Source organism: Aeromonas enterica, assembly GCF_054052465.1.
This window is the reverse complement of record NZ_JBSTYL010000021.1, coordinates 57,552-73,168: the sequence shown is the minus strand read 5'-3', so window position 1 is coordinate 73,168 and position 15,617 is coordinate 57,552. Positions and strand designations below refer to the sequence as shown.

Genomic DNA, 15,617 nt, shown 5'->3' with positions numbered 1-15,617 from the left:
GGCCCCTTCGTTTATTTCAATCCATAGACTCTCAATGCCAGGCAGAAGCCAAGCACCAACCCGCTAGCCGTTACCCGGACGGGGATAGCGCCCTCACCCTAAGGATCGATAAGATAGGAGCCATATTGTGCCTTCGCCAGCCAGCCGGCCTTGCGACCGCACATGGACGGAGCCTTGCACAACGTGGAATTGACGGACGTACTGCTCACCCTGGCGGGTCTGGTGACCGCTGGCATCATTCTCAAGAACCGCTCTGTCACTCAGCCAGACTGGGACAAATTGCTCACCCTGCCCGAGTACCTCAGCCTGCATCCCGAGTGCGCCACCGACGATAGTGAAAACGCCAGCTGCTACGCCTGCGGTTCCCACAAGGTGCTGTTCAGCCCGCTGACCGGCGCCGGCGATTACCGCCTGCGTCACACCTGCCTTGCCTGTGGCAAGGTGCTGTTTCGCAGCCGCGCCATTCTCTGATCCAAGCCCCTTATCACGCGTCCCCCCAAGGAGTCACTACATGGATCTGTTATGGCTGTTCGGCCTGCTTGCCCTCGCTGCCAGCCTCTATGCCAGGCGTTTCTGGGACCAGCACCATGCCCAGCCTGACTGGCAACGCCTGCCCACCCGCGCCAAGTATCTGAGCACCCACCCAGAGTGCGCCACCGATGATGAACTGGGAGCCCACTGCTGCGCCTGCGGCTCGGACAAGGTGCTGGGTCACCCCCAGACCGGCTGGTTTGATCACCGCTTTCGCCATACCTGCCTCGCCTGCGGCAAGGTGCTGTATCGCACCGAAGAGCCAAAGTGATCACTCCCTCAAACCAGGCTTGGCTCCGTTCGTCGAATCGATGCATAAAGGGAAATAACAGTGAGTGACAAAATACCCGTAGCACGTCGGCGCTGGCTTCGCCAGCATGTGAAAAGATTGCGAGCCGCCGAACCGGAGACAGAAGAAAAGGGAACAACTTGGCGTTTCGTGGGGCTAGTAATGACAGCCATCCCAGCCCTGACTGCCGCGACCTACCTCTTGGGTATGGCCTATCACTATGGCTATACCTTGGCATTCAACCTCGATTATGCCGAGTTTTCGCCGCCTGCGGATTTTCTACTGGCCTTTGGACTCCTCACTACTCTCAATATGTTCAAGCCTTGGATGTGGCCTGTATTAGGTTGCATATTCGCGATTTTTTCAGTGACTATCGCTCTACTTATCTGTCCCCGCTGGCGAATTTACCTCACATGGCTATGGCAAAGCTCAATGATCTACTGCGGGCTTATCAAACGAGCGAAAAAGATTGGACGCTACCCAGCCCCCCTTCTTTTTCGAACACTTGTCTGGTTAGGAAACAACTACAACAAGTTCACCTTCCTGTTTTTAGCAGTCCTGTTGCCTACTTGGGGAGCTCTGGCCTTTTTCCTTAAAGGAGCAACCGAAGCACAAACCCAAATAACCCGCCTTGAACAAGGCAAGTGGCCGCAGACCGAGGCCCATAGCCAATCCCCTCTGCTGCGGGATGAACCCCATATCCGCATCGCCTGCAACAACTCTCACTGCGCCTACCGCCTCAAGGGTGGCGATACCCTGATCCTGCGCTTCGATCAGCTAGCAGAGACTCGCTATCGGTCTGAAAAGGCCGCCTCGAAATAAACAGGCCGCCTCAAGGCGGCTTGTTTTATCCGGCAAGCAGCTCCCCCAGCGCGCCTATCAAGGCATCGAGTCCCTGATCCACCTTCTCGCGCGGGCAGCCAACGTTGAGACGGATAAAGCCCTTTCCCTCGGGGCCGTAGGTATCGCCGCGCATGATGGCAACCCGGTATTTCTCCACCAGCAGGGCTTGCAGCGCATCCATCCGCTCGGTGGAGTCGATGCCAATACCATTCAGGTCAATCCAGGCGAGATAGGTCCCCTCGGGCACCCGATAGTCGATGGAGGGAAAAGCGGCGTTGAGCCGCGCCGCCACATGGGCAAGGTTGCCGTGCAGATAGGATTTGAGCGCATCAAGCCAGGCAGCGCCATCCCGATAGGCGCTGATATGGGCCAGCACCCCGAGAATGGACGGCGATGACAGGCCATGGGCCGCCTTGAGCCGTTGCAGGTAGGCGGCCCGCGCATCCGCGTTGGCGATAAAGGCGTAGGCACCGCCAAGGGCCGGAATATTGAAGGATTTGGAGCCCGAGCTCACCAACGCCCAGCCATCATCCACCGCCACCTCGCTCCACGGCAGATAGCGAGCAAAGCTCATATCCATATGGATGTCGTCCGAGATGACCTTGACCCCGTGGCGCTGGCAGATGGTTGCCATCCGGCTCAGCTCATCCCGCGTCCAGACCCGGCCGGTGGGATTGTGGGGGCTGCACAGCAGCAGGATCCGGCAATCGGGGCGGGCCGCCTGTTGCTCGAAGCACGTCCAGTCGATCTGATAGCTCCCCTGCTCTTTTTTGAGCGGACAGGGCAGCAGCACCCTGTCGTTGGCGACCAGCATATTGCCGAAGGCGTCGTAGGCGGGGGTATGCACCAGCACCCCTTCGCCGGGGGCCGACCAGAGACTCACCAGCTGGGCAATCACATAGATGACCGAGGGACCGTAAACCAATGCATCCGGGTCGAGCTTGGCCCCGTAGCGGCGGGCAAACCAGCCGCTCACCGCGCCCTTGAAGGCGTCGTGATTCCAGCGGCTGTAGCCAAATACCCCGTGTTCGAGCCTTGTTGCCAGCGTCTGGCGAATGCAGGGGGCGGTCTCGAAGTCCATGTCGGAGATGGTAAAGGGGAGCAGGTCGGCATGGCCGAAGCGGTCGGCCACATAGTCCCACTGGGTACAGTAGGTGCCGTGGCGATCGACCAGGCGGTCAAAATCAAACGGTTCTGTGTTGGACATCTCTTTTTCTCTCGCCAGCAAAAGCACGAATGAACAAGGGGCATGGCGCCCCCGTAGAATCAAGGCCACAGGCAGGCCGGATCAGGCCCCCATCAGGCTCTGCAGCTGGTTTTTCACCAGATGCACCTGAGGGCCAATCACCACCTGCAGGTTGTGCTCGTCGAGCTTGATCACCCCGATGGCGCCGTTTGCCTTCAATACCTTGTCATCAACCCGGCTCATGTCCTGCACCGACATCCGCAGCCGGGTGATGCAGTTATCCAGCGCGAGGATGTTGTCGGCCCCGCCCAAGGCGTTGAGGATGATCTCGCCGTTGTAACCGCTGTTGCCCGCCTTCTTGCCGACTGGTTGGGCGGTCTCGCCGGTGTCAAGTTCACGACCGGGGGTCTTGAGGTTGAAGCGCACTATGGCGAAGCGGAACACCCCGTAGTAGATGGCAAACCAGATGGCGGCCACCACCGGCACCAGATACCACTTGGTGGCCGTCCCCTGCAACACGCCGAACACCAGAAAATCGATGAGGTTGCCGTCGGTGTTGCCGATGGTGACGCCGAGCAGACCCATTGTCATGAAGCCCAGACCGGTCAGGATGGCGTGGATGACATAGAGCACCGGTGCCACGAACAGGAACAGGAACTCCAGCGGCTCTGTGATGCCGCCGATGACGCAGGCCACCACGCCGGAGACCAGCAGCGCCTTGATCTTGCCGCGATTCTCCGGCCGTGCGCAGTGATACATGGCGAGCGCCGCGCCCGGCAGGCCGCCGAGGAAGGCGGGCATCTTGCCCTGTGACAGGAAGGAGGTGGCCGACACCGAGAACTGGCTAGTGTCGGCACAGGAGAGCTCGGCGTAGAAGATGTTGAGGGCGCCGCTCACCTCGTTGCCGCACACAAGCGACGTGCCGCCCGCCTCGGTAAAGCGAATGAGCGCCACCAGAATGTGGTGCAGACCGAGCGGCAGCAGCAGCCGCTCACCGGTGCCGAACAGGAAGGGGCCGAAGGGGCCGGCGTGGGAGATAAGTGCACCGATGCCGTTGATGCCAGCGGCAAACCAGGGCCAGACCAGGGGCACCACCAGACCGACCACCCCCAGCACCAGCGCCGTGATGATGGGCACGAAGCGGGCACCCCCGAAGAAGGCGAGCGCATCAGGCATCCGGTAGGTGTAGAAACGGGCGTGCAGTTTGGCAACGATCACCCCGACTATGATGGCCCCCAGAATGCCGGTGTCGATGGAGCTGATGCCGAGGATCGACTTCACCCCGTAGGCCTTCTCCGCCGCGGCGTCACCGATGACATGGGCTACGGTGAGATAAAAGTTGATGGAGAGGTTGAGCGCCGCATAGCCGACGAAACCGGCAAAGGCCGCCACCCCCTTCTCCTCGCGCGCCAGCCCGAGCGGAATGGCCACCGCAAACATCACCGGCAGGTAGATAAAGGCCACCAACCCCACCTTGGTCATCCAGAGAAAGAGCAGTTGCAGCACCATGTTGTCGAGGAAGGGCATGCTCTGCTTGACCGCATCGCTGGTGAGCGAACTGCCGACACCGAGCAGGATACCGGAGAAAGCCAGCAGAGCGACCGGCAGCATAAAGGTCTTGCCGAGGCTCTGCAGGAACTCCCATACGGTGGATTTGGCGGGGGACTTGGCCATGTGTCTGATCCTTGTGAAGTGAAGGTCACGTCTCGATGCCACTCTCCCGCACTGCGCTCGACGAGGGCAGGCAGGGGGGAGAGCCTGCATCAGGTGTTGTGGATGATAAAACGTTTTATCAACTCACAAGTGCCGACAGGATCACAGAATGGCGGGCCAGAATGGCGAGTGGGTCAAAATTTGTGAGCCAGATCGGCGCAACTGTGATGTAACGTTTCACTTGGATATACGAGGGGGTATGCTGTGGCTCTCCGGTCTCCTTGCCCATGGCTGCTGCACTCGCCCTATGTCGTCACAACCCATGCCATCCAAACCTATGTCGCCCAAACCGCTTGTATCGAAAAACGTCAAGATCACCGACGTGGCACAGCTGGCGGGGGTCTCGGTCACTACCGTCTCCATGGTGCTCAATGGCAAGGGGCGCATCTCCCCGGCCACCGCCGAGCGAGTGCAGCAGGCGATAAAAGAGCTCGACTACGTGCCCAACAGCGCCGCCGCCAACCTGCGCAGCCAGCAATCCAATCTGGTGGGCCTGATCCTGCGCGACATCACCGACCCCTTCTATACCGAGGTCACGGCAGGGGTGAGCGAGGTGCTGGAGCAGCAGGGCTACCTGCTGTTTTTGACCCAGTGCGGCCACAGCCCGGAGCGGTTGCAGCAGAGCATACAGTCGCTGTCGCGCCAAGGGGTAGCGGGCATCATCTTCAATCCGGTGCGCGGCGCGGCGGCCAAAACTTTGGAAACCCTGCTCGACTCAGAGCTGCCGGTGGTGTGCGCCGCCCGCTCCTACTATCGCGATGACGTGGACTTTATCGGCCCCGACAACACCCACGCCGCCCAGCAGGCCACCACTTATCTCATCGAGCAGGGCCACCGCCATATCGCCTACGTGGGCGGGCGGGCCGACTCCCTCACCCGCGCCGAACGCATCGGCGGCTACTGCGCCAGCCTGCTGCAATACGGCCTCCCCTTCAAACCCGAGTGGGTGCTCGAATGCGAGCGCACCCAGCGCAGCGCAGCCGACACCATAGCCCAGCTGCTGCACCAGCATCCCAAGGTAACTGCCGTGCTCTGCCACTACCCCGAGGTAGCGCTCGGCGGCATCTATGGCGTCGAGGCGAGCGGGCGCACCGTGGGCAAGGACAACTACATAGGCCAGCAGGTGGCCCTGCTCGGCTTTGACGACGTGGCGGAGGCGGAACTCACCTCCCCCGCCCTCACCTTTGTCAGCTCACCGGCGCGCGAAATCGGTCGCCAGGCCGCCCAGCGGCTGCTGACCCGGATGCAGCAACCCGAACTCGCCCCCAATCGCCATATCATTACCCCCAATCTGCAAAAACGAGAGTCGGCCTGAGGGCTCGATTTCTCCCACCCATATCCTTGAGGCCCTTCGTTAAAGGGAGCCAGTGAAGGTTATTGGGCTGCTTGTGTCCGCTGTTGGCTGAGGGTCATGCCGATGCTCATGCGATCGCCGCGGCCAAGCAGCCGCAGGCCGGGGTGACCGGCCAGGTGGTGGGCATTGGCGGCGTGACTCTGGGGTTCCAGACAGACGAAGCCACTCGCGTCATCAGGCTGATAAAGCATCAGAAAACCGCCATCGCTTGAGACCAGCAGGCGCTGTTGGCGGGCTGGATGATCGATCTCGGCCTGACCGCGCCAGCCGCCGTAACAGTGGTTGAGCCACCCTTGTGGGCGAGCCCACTGGCGAAAATCGAGCTGGGGCGCCAGTCTGCTCGCCCAGTCGGTTGGCAGATGGTCCGGTCCCTCCTGCCAGACGCCGCTCGCCAGAAAACGAATGCGGGTCTGCTCGTCGCGCCAGAAGAAGGGGTGGAAACCCGCGCCGTAGAGGCCGGGAGTCTCCCCGAGATGGGTCAGGCTGATCCGCGCCACCAGGCTCGCACCCTGCAGCCGATAGTCGATCTCCGCCAAGTAGTGAAAAGGGCCGCTCTGGCTGGTGAACTGCAAGGTCACCGAGCTGTCGGTCAGCGCCACCGGCTGCCATGGCTGTAGCCAGCCATCCCCGTGCAAAAAGAAGTCGGGATCGAGCTCGCTCGCAGGCAACGAACAGTCATCCCCCCACAACTCGAACCGGTTGCCCGCTACCCGATTGGCCAGCGGCAACATGGGGAACAGGGCGCTCTGTCCGGGATGCCAGGGTTGCGCCGAGTCGGTGTCTCGCAGCAGCGGGCGCCCTTGGTCATCCTCCAACCCCAGCAGGCAGGCCCCTTGTGCAGAGACCCGCATCCGAAGATGCGGGTTGCTCAATATGTAAACCGTCATGCCGAGGTGCTCGCCTTGGTCGGCGTCAGCTCGACCTTGCCCTGGGCCAGCTGGGCTTCCAGCGCTTCCAGCGTCACCCCCTTGGTCTCCGGCACCTTGCGATAGATAAAGATGAGACCGGCGAAACAGATGAGGCCATAGAGCAGGAAGCTGCCTGCAGCGCCCAACCCTGCGTTAAGCAGCGGGAAGGTGTAGGTCAGCACGAAACAGGCAATCCAGAGCGCCAGCGTACCGGCCGACATCGCCAGCCCGCGCACCCGGTTGGGGAAGATCTCCGAGAGCAGCACCCAGGTGACCGGCGCCAGGGTCAGGGCATAGATGGCGATGGCCGCCAACACCAGCAGCAACACCGGCAGCCCCAGCACACCGGTGGCATAGGCCGCCGCCATCATGCCGTAGATGATGGTCAGCCCCGCCGAGCCAATCAGCATCAGCTTGCGACGGCCAATCTTGTCTACCATGGGCAGCGCAATCAGGGTAAACAGCAGGTTGATAAGACCGGTGGCGACGATGGATTTGAGGGTGCTGTTGATGTCAAACCCGGCGGAGGCAAAGATCTCCTGCGCATAGTTGAAGATGACGTTGATGCCGCACCACTGCTGGAACACCGCCAGCACAATCCCGATGATGAGGATCGGCCGCACCGAGGGTTTGCCCAGCTCTGAGAGCGATACCTTGTGGGTCTCGCCCATCAGAGTCTGACGGATATCGGCCAGGGTCTGCTTGGCATAGGCATCCCCGCCAATCTTGCCGAGCATGCGGGAGGCTTTCTCATACTGACCATCTTTGGCCAACCAGCGCGGCGACTCCGGCACGAAGAACATCAACACCAGAAACGCCAGCGCCGGCACCAGTTCGGCGCCGAACATCCAGCGCCAGCCGGACTGACCATTCCAGGTGGCCAGAATGTCGGCCGGGGTCGCATTGCTCGCCACCGGATCGGCGATCATCAGGTTCACCAGCTGGGCCGCCAGCACCCCGATGACGATGGTGAGCTGGTTGATGGCCACGAACTTGCCCCGCTTGTCGGCCGGGCTTATCTCGGCGATATACATGGGCGAAAGTGCAGAAGCCAGACCGATGCCGATACCACCGATGATGCGATAGACCACGAACAGATCGAAGTTACTGGCAGCAGCCGTGCCCCAGGCCGAGATGGTGAAGAGGATCGCGGCCAGGATCAGCGGCTTCTTGCGACCGAAGCGGTCGGCTGACCAGCCGGAGATGGCGGCCCCCAGCACGCAGCCCACCAGCGCCGAACTCATGGCCCAGCCGGACTGGGCCGGATCCGTGATGGCGAAGTAGGCCTCATAGAAGGGCTTGGCCCCGCCAATGACCACCCAGTCGTAGCCAAACAGCAGGCCACCGCAGGCGGCCACCAGGCAGATCATCCAGATGTAGCTCATATTGAGCCCGTTCGTATCCAATTGATTTTTCGTGCGTTCCATGACTCATCCTTATCATCTTGTCGATTGTAGGGTGCAGTGGCGCCCCTCACCGTGGCGGGGCGCCGGTTTTTGTTATGAGAGTTGTGAGTTGAGTGACAGCTCGCGGCAGATCAGGGCAAAGAGGTGCCCCTTGTCGTGAGCCGGGTTGAGGGTGAGCAGCTCTCGCAAGGTCTGTTCACAGTCATCCCGCTGACCCAGCCCCAACAGGCCGAGCGCCCTGACCAGCAGACAGTGCTGGCGATGTTGGTGCTGCGGGTCGTCATCCAGCACGATGAGGTCGGGTAGCGAGACGGCGAAGAAGTCCGCCTCTACCCGCTCGCCCATTGCCTGCTCGGCCCAGCCGACCATCCCTTCAAAGAGACGCTGAGCCTCCGCAACCCGACCAAGCCGTGCCAGTGCCATGCCCTGATAGAAGAGGTAATCCACCGGCTGATCGTTGTAGTAGCGACTGGCCCCCAGCGACCCCTGACCGAGACAAGCCTGTTGCAGGCACTGGGCGGCCAGACTCTGGTTGTCACGGGCGAGGTGGCAGAGCGCCAGCAGGTAGTGGATATCGTTGTCGGTCTGCCCCACCAGACGCCCCTCCCCCAGATTGAGGGGGTAGTGCAGCGCCTGTTGCAGCAACGGGATGGCCTGCTCGTGGCGTCCCTGGGTCATCAACACCAGCGCCCGGCGCTGCTGGTTGATGAGGTACTGACCGGTCACCTTGCCCTCGCCCCCCTCCCAGGGGTGGAATTCGCGCAGCCGCAAGATCTCGACCGCCGCCTCCAGCTGGCCGGTGATGTGATAGAGGCTGAGCAGCTCGGCAGTCAGATCGTCACGCTTGAGGGCCACCTCACGGTGTGCCTCCAGCAGCGCCAGCCGCTCCGCGGGAGCCATGGCGCAGCGCTTGTGCAGTTGATCCAGCTCGAACAGCAGACGGGCATCATCCGGCTTGAGGGCAAACGCCCGACTTAGGCACTGCTCGGCCGCCACCGGATCGCCGCTCTTGTTGAAGTGATAGATGCCAAGGTTGCGCCAGGTGGGGGCAAATCCGGGCGCCAGCTCGCACACCTGTTGCCACAAGGCGATGGCTTGCGGATAGCTGCGCTTGCTGTAGTGGAAGCAGCCCAGCAGATAGCTGGCAAACCAGCTGTGGGGCAGTTGCGCCAGCATGGCCACCTCGCCAAGGGTATTGGGGAAGCGCACCTTGCGGCCAAAGGCCTGCTCGGCCCGTTGCAGCAGGGCATCCTGCGCCTCACCTTCAGGCAACAGACTGGCCTGGAACAACAGCGGCAGGGTCTCTTCCACCGGCAGTGTTGAGAGCAGTTGCTGCGCCAGCTCGGGGCGTCCCAGCGCCAGCAGGTCGCTTGCCAGGAAACAGAGATTCACCCCGCGCCCGTTGCACAGAGTACGCAGCGCCTCGAGATCGGTTGGCTGCTCGCTTGCCAGCCAGCGCAGGAAGGCCAGCTGATAGTGGAGTGGATAACGGACTCGCTGCTCGTCGATATAGGCGAGGGCCACCTCCCGCTGGCCAGACTCCAGCAGCGCCAAGCCCTTGAGGGCGATGGCGCCGTAGTGGGTGCCGTTGACCGCGAGGCTCTTCTCGACAAAGGGCAGCGCCTGCGATGGGTCGCGGCGCACCATGGCGATGCGGGCCAGTCCGAGGAAGCCGCTGTCGCGGCAGTTGCCGCTCCAGGTCGCCTTGTAGAAGTCATCGAAGGCGGCATCAAACTGCCCCAGGCGCTCCTCGATGTGGCCGCGCAACAAGCTGGCCTTGCCGCACTGGGGGTTCTTGTTGAGCCGATGGGCTCGGGTCAACGCCTGATTGGCATAGGCCAGCGCCTGCTCATAGTTGGCGCGGTTGTACTCCAGCGTCGCCAGCGCCAGATTGCAGCGATAGTCGCCGCCATCGAGCTCCAGTGCCCGCAGGTAGTAATCGAACGGCGAGCGGCTGGCGTGCAGATACTGCTCAAGATGCTGGCCGATGAAGTAGAGCTCGTCGACCGAGTCGAGATTGACGGCGGGCTCCGGCGCCGTGGCCGGATCCGGCAGGGCTTCGCCTGCGGGCAAATGCTCGAGATAGCTCAGGATCGGCTGGCCCTGCTCATCCAGCAGGCGTACCTGCAAACGTCCCTCGCTGGTGATGGCAAACGACTCAAGCCAGGCCTGGCCTGGTTGCAGATCCAGCGTCTGGGTGAACAGCACGCCACCTTCGTCGCTCACCTCGAAGCGGGCCTGGCACAGCGGTGCGATCGCGTAGGCACCGCACAGCAGGCCGTCGTCGGTGCGTTCCAGCTTGATGGCGGCGCGGGTGTTGGCATTTTGCAGGGTGCCGAGGGTGTTGTAGGGCAGGAAGTTCTGCACGAACACCTTCTCCTCCCCCGCATCCAGCCAGGTGAAGTCGGGCTGGTTGTCGGTGTAGACCCCGGTCATCAGCTCTATGTAGGGGCCGTTGTGGTCGGTCAGGTTGCGATCCCAGGCCAGACCGAAGTCGCAGTTGCCCCAGCTCCATTGCTTCTTGCCCGGCGAGACATGGTGATCCGCCACGTGCAGCAAGCCGCCCTGCTCGTCATGGCAGTAGGCGCCGACGAAGTCGTAGTCAGACTTGTCCGCCATGTAGGAGGTGGGCACCGGAATGTTGCGGTAACGGGAGATATCGACCCCGGCGGAGTAATCCACCTTGTAGTAGGTGCCGCGGGCGATGGGGAAGGCACTGACGTCGCGCTTGCCGTGGTCATAGACGGCGGTCACGTCGGGCGGGAAGACGCTCTGGTGGGCATCGCCCCCCTTCACCGCCGGGTTGGACCACCAGAGGAAGTGGCGCGGCGTATCGTTGCCGTTGAACACCTTGCCGGTGATCTCGATAAGCGCCTTGTCGGGATAGAGGGTGAAACCCGCCATCACCTGCAGACCGCGCATCGGCTCCACCTCGCCGAGCCAGACGGTCTTGGCGCCGCCCTCCCGATCCGCAATGGTGACATCCACCGGCATGAAGGTGGTGGGTCTGTGGTGCTGCGGCCAGTTGAACTCGATGCCGCCGGAGATCCAGGGCCCCACCAGCCCCACCAGCGCCGGTTTGATCACCTCGTTGTAATAGACAAAATCCCGCTGCATCACCTTGTCGTAGGCACGGTGGATGCGGCCACCCAATTCCGGCAGCAACATCACCTTGATAAAGTCGTTCTCCAGCCAGACCGCCTGATAGGACTTCATCTGCTTCTGGCCGGTGAGGGTATCGATCACGCCGTAGGGATAGACGGCCCCCGATGTCGCGGCGCGAGTGGATTGAGCAAAGAAAGCGAGTGTAATGAACATTACAAGGAATGATCAAAACACTCGCACAGAGCGAACAAGAAGGGAGAGAGGTTAAGCCTGTATAGCGCCATACCCCTTCATTGGGCCACCATCACCTACGGCAACAAAGCCAATATAGCCACCGGCTGATGGGGCCGGGTTAAGCTTTGTTGAGCCTCGCTTGTAGTTGGATAAGAACGTATCCACCCCACCGGCTCGCACACCCTCGAAATAAAGGAACCCAGTTTGATTGGCTAGGTGGATTACATCTGCCATATCGACATGATCATGGATCGGTGACAGCAGTTTGTATCTATCCAATGCCCCCTCAAGTCGATAGTCTTTTTCAAATCTGGCAGTATCGTTATCTTTCAGCTTCATCACCCCACCACCGAACACCCCAATCCCATAGCCTCCCGTTTGAGGGACTCCGCCGAGAGATGTGAACTTATTCCTGTTCGCCGTGCCAGAACAGTTAAGAACGGCCCCTCGGTAGCACTGGTATCCGTTGTTATTGCTAACATCGCAATCAGTTGCATTTGAATCAACTTGAACACATATGCGAGGGCCGTAAGCAGTATTGTCCGTTACATCCACACGGGATATAGAGTTGGCGTTGGCGTTTACTTTTATCCCGTGCGAGTACTGCGCGGTCGTACCAAGGTCGTTATAGTGGCTGATTTGGTTTCCTTCAACCTTCAAAGTGTCTATGGTCTGACCGCCGGCAAAGTCAGACGTCACGCCTATTCCAACCCCATTTGGGGATGTTGAACTGACCACGCAGATGTTGCCACTTATCAGCGTAACCTTCGTTCCGAGCTCACAAACAATAGGGTCACGACCAAAGCTGATGTTATCGGTAATCTTCACTGTGTCTGTCAGCGCACCAAGACTACCCCCGACATCAATTGCAGGAGTGCCTGGTATGAACGCTATGTTGTCGCTGATTGACAACCTGCGGTTGCTCGGGAATGTAGCCTCACCTCCTAGCCAGTAGAAGTTGTTTTGTACCTCTACTGCATCACAAAGTGTCACTACACCACTACCAGTGATGCCGCCACTAGCCCTGCATTCAATGTGCCAGCAATCAAAGATTCGTGTTTTAGAACCTTTCTTGAATGTATCTCCTGGAAGACCATTGATTCGGTATGGGAGCTTATGTCGGAAAAAACGGCTACTTTCAATAGTCACGCCTTCCGATGCGTACAAGCTGCACAACCAGGATTTTGCTATCCAGTTAAAGGTTTCTCCAGTGTTTAGAGTCTCTGACTGGGGACTGTCCGGGTCAAGACAATCGAAGTAGACCTTCTCGATGTAAGGCTGCCCGACTGGTCGCTCTTTGATATCAAGGATTACTGTCTCAGCAGAAAGAACTCCAAACTCACTCCAGAACGTCATTCCATCGCCGACAAGGCGCTTGAAGGTCGATTGCGTGGCATCTAGCGTTCTTGTTACTTTGTATCCTTTACCAAGACCATACAGGGCCCCATATGGGCAGTTAAGCCAATGCTCAAGCGCATCACTGTCGTCATCGATCTTGTTACCTTTTGCGCCAAAATGAATTGGAGTTGGCCGATTAAGAACTAGAGCTGCCGTGTTACCACCGCCAGCATCAAGGATATCGAAACCATTAAATATACCACCCGCCACGACATCAAAAGCGGCATCATCTCGGTCTGAAACTAATATTCTCCTCCCTACAGGAAATTGTTTTAATGGAAGTTCAGCCGTCGTACATCTGGATTGGAAATCACCTAATTGAGATAGATTTTCATCACTTATTTTTTTTATAGCCTGCAAGAGCTGGGTATCATCGTTCTTACTTGGAGAGATTTCTGCATCAGCCAACACGTTCAGCAGCTCGTTGGTGATCTGGTTGAACCAATCCCCACCAGGAACGGTGGGAGGCTGGCCAACACCACCCTCTGTGAAGTACTGCCTTACAGCAGATATAACAGGTTTACGGGCCGGTTCTGCACCAACGCCACTTCCACGGTCAGGCCAGTACATAGTTACACCTCATAGTTAAAGTCGTAGTAAAAACCAGCCAGTTTCAGGCGATTGAGCACGCATTCGAGCACCAGGGGTGCATTGCCCCGCAAAGGGGTCAGAACGTTGTCCAGCACGGTGAAGCGGTCTTCTGGCATGTCGAGCGCGTCCACGCGCAGCACGAAGCGCGTAGAGGCGGGATAGAGTGGATAGTTGACGTCTCTGAGCACGTGGTGGGGCCACTGCTCATAGACCTTGACGGTGAAGCCCAGGGCGGCAGCGATCTGCTCAATCATCCAGGTCTGCAGGCCGCCTTTGCGGTGGTACTTCTCGACAACAGCAGCGCGGCGGCGTTCGAAAGACTGCTCGGCAGCCTCACACTCCGGCAGCTCCAGATAGGCTTCCCACTCTGGCAACAGCAGGTTGGTAGTCTCTGGCCGCATCTCCAGCAGCAGCTGGTCGGCACTGAGTTCCAAATCGGCCAGGCGCTTGGCAAAGCCCATGACGTACTTCGGCAGGTCAGCATCGACGTCACGTGGCCAAGCGCGGCCACGGGGCATTTGCTGCTGGAGTGATTCACCCCATTGCTCTACAGAGTGGGCCACGTGATCACCCCGATGACGTTCAACTCATCGATATCAGCCGGCACATCAGCAGCCAGATCGAGGGTGTAGTTTTTCACCCCGGCGGCGGTGCCAATGGCAGTGCGGATTTTGGAAAGCAGCAGGGTGTCGCCCGGCTGCAGGGTGCGTTCGTAACCGTCCAGGTTGCGCTGGATAGCGGCGCGAATATCGGTACTGTCTGGCGTGGGAGTGATGGCTAGATCAGTGGTCTTGAGCAAAGGGCCGATAGGCACCGGCTCAATGCCACCAGGGCGCCCAACCAGCACGCCGGTCGCCGGGTCTGGATGACGGAAGAGGTACTCCATCATGGCAAGCGTGTCAGTCGGGGTCGGCAGGATGTCGATACGGTCATCGAAAACCCAGCCAATGCCTACCGTGCCACCGCCTTGCCAAACGTCATAGGCCCACGCCCTGGTCACGCCGGGCACCTCCCGCATCCAGGCCACGTAATCTGCCACAGCGCCCCCCATGGGCGGGTTGCGCTTGCGAAACAGCAGGCGTTCCAGCAGCTCAGCGATAGGCTCGATGTCAGCACCACCACTGATATCCCCACTGACGCCACTTGATTGCAGTCCTGGCACAGGCGTGACCAACGTCAGCACCTCGCCCGGGGATAGATTGCCAGATGCGCCGACGGCGGTGGCCTGCACCTGAACAGCGACTGTGCCGCTGCTGGGGCTGGCGCTGGATGTCACGGCATACTGGCGGCCATCCTTGTGCTGCAATACGGTACCGACCGGAGCAGGCACGTTTCCGCTCAAGGTGGAAGGGCCAGCGGCATAGGTGGCTTGCTTGCGGATCACCCCTTCAAACTGGGCCAGCTCAACAATGGTCTGGTCATCAGATTCAGTGGTGGGGATGATCTGGCGCACGATCCAGGCCTGGTGGTCATAGGCATCGCGGATGCCGGCACTGACGGCGATATTGAGCGCCTGTTCGATGCTGAACTTTGGCAGCACAGTGTCGAGGCTGGATTCCAGATCCAGCTCACCACTGGCGATGATCTGGCGCAGAGTGGGCACGTTATAGGGCATTGGCTTGCGCCTCCCAGCGCTGTTTGATGCTGAGGGTCATGGCCGAGCCATCGGGACGGGTGATGGCAATATCGAGTTGCAGCATCTGGAGCTGGGGGATAGCGCCGGTGACGACGACTTGCTTGGCGTAATCGGGCTTTAAATGGCGTTCAAGGGCCGTTTGCGCATAGGTCACCGCCTTGTTGCGCACGTCCGTGGTGAGCTTTGACCGGTCGAGCAACCAGAGCTTGCTGCCCCATGGCTCATCAGCGAAGGTATCGCCAATCCAGCCACGGCGGTCGTTGGTGCCATCAGGCAAGACGTCAGAGGGATCGGCGCGGGCATCGGTGAACAGGATCTGCAATACAAGGGTGGCGAGGCCATCATCCTGACGCAAACCGGCCGAGGTGATTTCGATATCGCCTCGGCCGGTTTCGTTGTTCCAGGTGATTGCTGTGGTCATCG

The 15,617-nt window shown here is 60.1% G+C and carries 13 protein-coding genes; 4 read left to right on the top strand and 9 right to left on the bottom strand.

Annotated features, from left to right (window positions below; genetic code table 11):
• The first annotated feature begins 183 nt into the window (after positions 1-183).
• Genes ACW5XD_RS18665 through ACW5XD_RS18655 form a run of 3 tightly spaced genes read left to right on the top strand, consistent with a single transcriptional unit; the run spans position 184 to position 1,642 of the window.
• The gene (locus ACW5XD_RS18665) at positions 184-471 is read left to right on the top strand and encodes a hypothetical protein (RefSeq protein ID WP_456496188.1); all 288 of its coding nucleotides are present in this window, start codon (positions 184-186) and stop codon (positions 469-471) included.
• A 40-nt stretch (positions 472-511) separates the two neighbouring features.
• The gene (locus ACW5XD_RS18660; protein ID WP_456496168.1) at positions 512-802 is read left to right on the top strand and encodes a hypothetical protein; all 291 of its coding nucleotides are present in this window, start codon (positions 512-514) and stop codon (positions 800-802) included.
• A 60-nt stretch (positions 803-862) separates the two neighbouring features.
• Positions 863-1,642 carry a hypothetical protein gene (locus tag ACW5XD_RS18655; protein ID WP_456496167.1) on the top strand — a complete coding sequence of 260 codons (780 nt, stop codon included), beginning with the start codon at positions 863-865 and terminating at the stop codon, positions 1,640-1,642.
• Positions 1,643-1,667: 25 nt separating this feature from the next.
• Here ACW5XD_RS18655 and ACW5XD_RS18650 read toward each other — a convergent pair whose 3' ends face one another.
• Complete coding sequence (locus ACW5XD_RS18650) at positions 1,668-2,870, bottom strand: MalY/PatB family protein (protein WP_456496166.1); 1,203 nt, start codon at positions 2,868-2,870, stop codon at positions 1,668-1,670.
• Positions 2,871-2,951: 81 nt separating this feature from the next.
• A complete protein-coding gene (malX, locus tag ACW5XD_RS18645) occupies positions 2,952-4,523 on the bottom strand; it encodes a maltose/glucose-specific PTS transporter subunit IIBC (protein WP_456496165.1) in 1,572 nt (523 codons plus the stop codon).
• A gap of 316 nt (positions 4,524-4,839) precedes the next feature.
• Between malX and ACW5XD_RS18640 the strand changes: the two genes are divergently transcribed.
• Positions 4,840-5,877 carry a Mal regulon transcriptional regulator MalI gene (locus tag ACW5XD_RS18640; protein ID WP_456496187.1) on the top strand — a complete coding sequence of 346 codons (1,038 nt, stop codon included), beginning with the start codon at positions 4,840-4,842 and terminating at the stop codon, positions 5,875-5,877.
• Between the two features lie 59 nt (positions 5,878-5,936).
• Here the strand turns inward: ACW5XD_RS18640 and ACW5XD_RS18635 are convergent, their stop codons facing one another.
• The 7 genes from ACW5XD_RS18635 to ACW5XD_RS18605 all read right to left on the bottom strand — a co-directional run bounded on the left by ACW5XD_RS18635 (position 5,937) and on the right by ACW5XD_RS18605 (position 15,615).
• Positions 5,937-6,803 (bottom strand): aldose 1-epimerase, encoded by an 867-nt coding sequence (locus ACW5XD_RS18635; protein ID WP_456496164.1) that lies wholly within the window; start codon positions 6,801-6,803, stop codon positions 5,937-5,939.
• Positions 6,800-8,251, bottom strand: coding sequence for a sugar porter family MFS transporter (locus tag ACW5XD_RS18630; RefSeq protein WP_456496163.1), 1,452 nt, complete (start codon positions 8,249-8,251; stop codon positions 6,800-6,802). Before ACW5XD_RS18630 ends, ACW5XD_RS18635 begins: the two co-directional genes overlap by 4 nt.
• A 72-nt stretch (positions 8,252-8,323) precedes the next feature.
• Complete coding sequence (locus ACW5XD_RS18625) at positions 8,324-11,548, bottom strand: DUF5107 domain-containing protein (protein WP_456496162.1); 3,225 nt, start codon at positions 11,546-11,548, stop codon at positions 8,324-8,326.
• A 51-nt stretch (positions 11,549-11,599) separates the two neighbouring features.
• Positions 11,600-13,537 carry a hypothetical protein gene (locus ACW5XD_RS18620; RefSeq protein ID WP_456496161.1) on the bottom strand — a complete coding sequence of 646 codons (1,938 nt, stop codon included), beginning with the start codon at positions 13,535-13,537 and terminating at the stop codon, positions 11,600-11,602.
• A gap of 2 nt (positions 13,538-13,539) precedes the next feature.
• Positions 13,540-14,121: a YmfQ family protein gene (locus tag ACW5XD_RS18615; RefSeq protein ID WP_456496160.1), complete on the bottom strand. Its 582-nt coding sequence runs from the start codon at positions 14,119-14,121 to the stop codon at positions 13,540-13,542.
• Entirely contained in the window at positions 14,106-15,173 is a 1,068-nt protein-coding gene (locus ACW5XD_RS18610; RefSeq protein WP_456496159.1) for a baseplate J/gp47 family protein, read from the bottom strand. The genes ACW5XD_RS18615 and ACW5XD_RS18610 overlap by 16 nt, the downstream gene beginning before the upstream one ends.
• Positions 15,163-15,615, bottom strand: a complete 453-nt coding sequence (locus tag ACW5XD_RS18605; protein WP_111588212.1) for a phage GP46 family protein — start codon at positions 15,613-15,615, stop codon at positions 15,163-15,165. The genes ACW5XD_RS18610 and ACW5XD_RS18605 overlap by 11 nt, the downstream gene beginning before the upstream one ends.
• Positions 15,616-15,617: the final 2 nt, after the last annotated feature.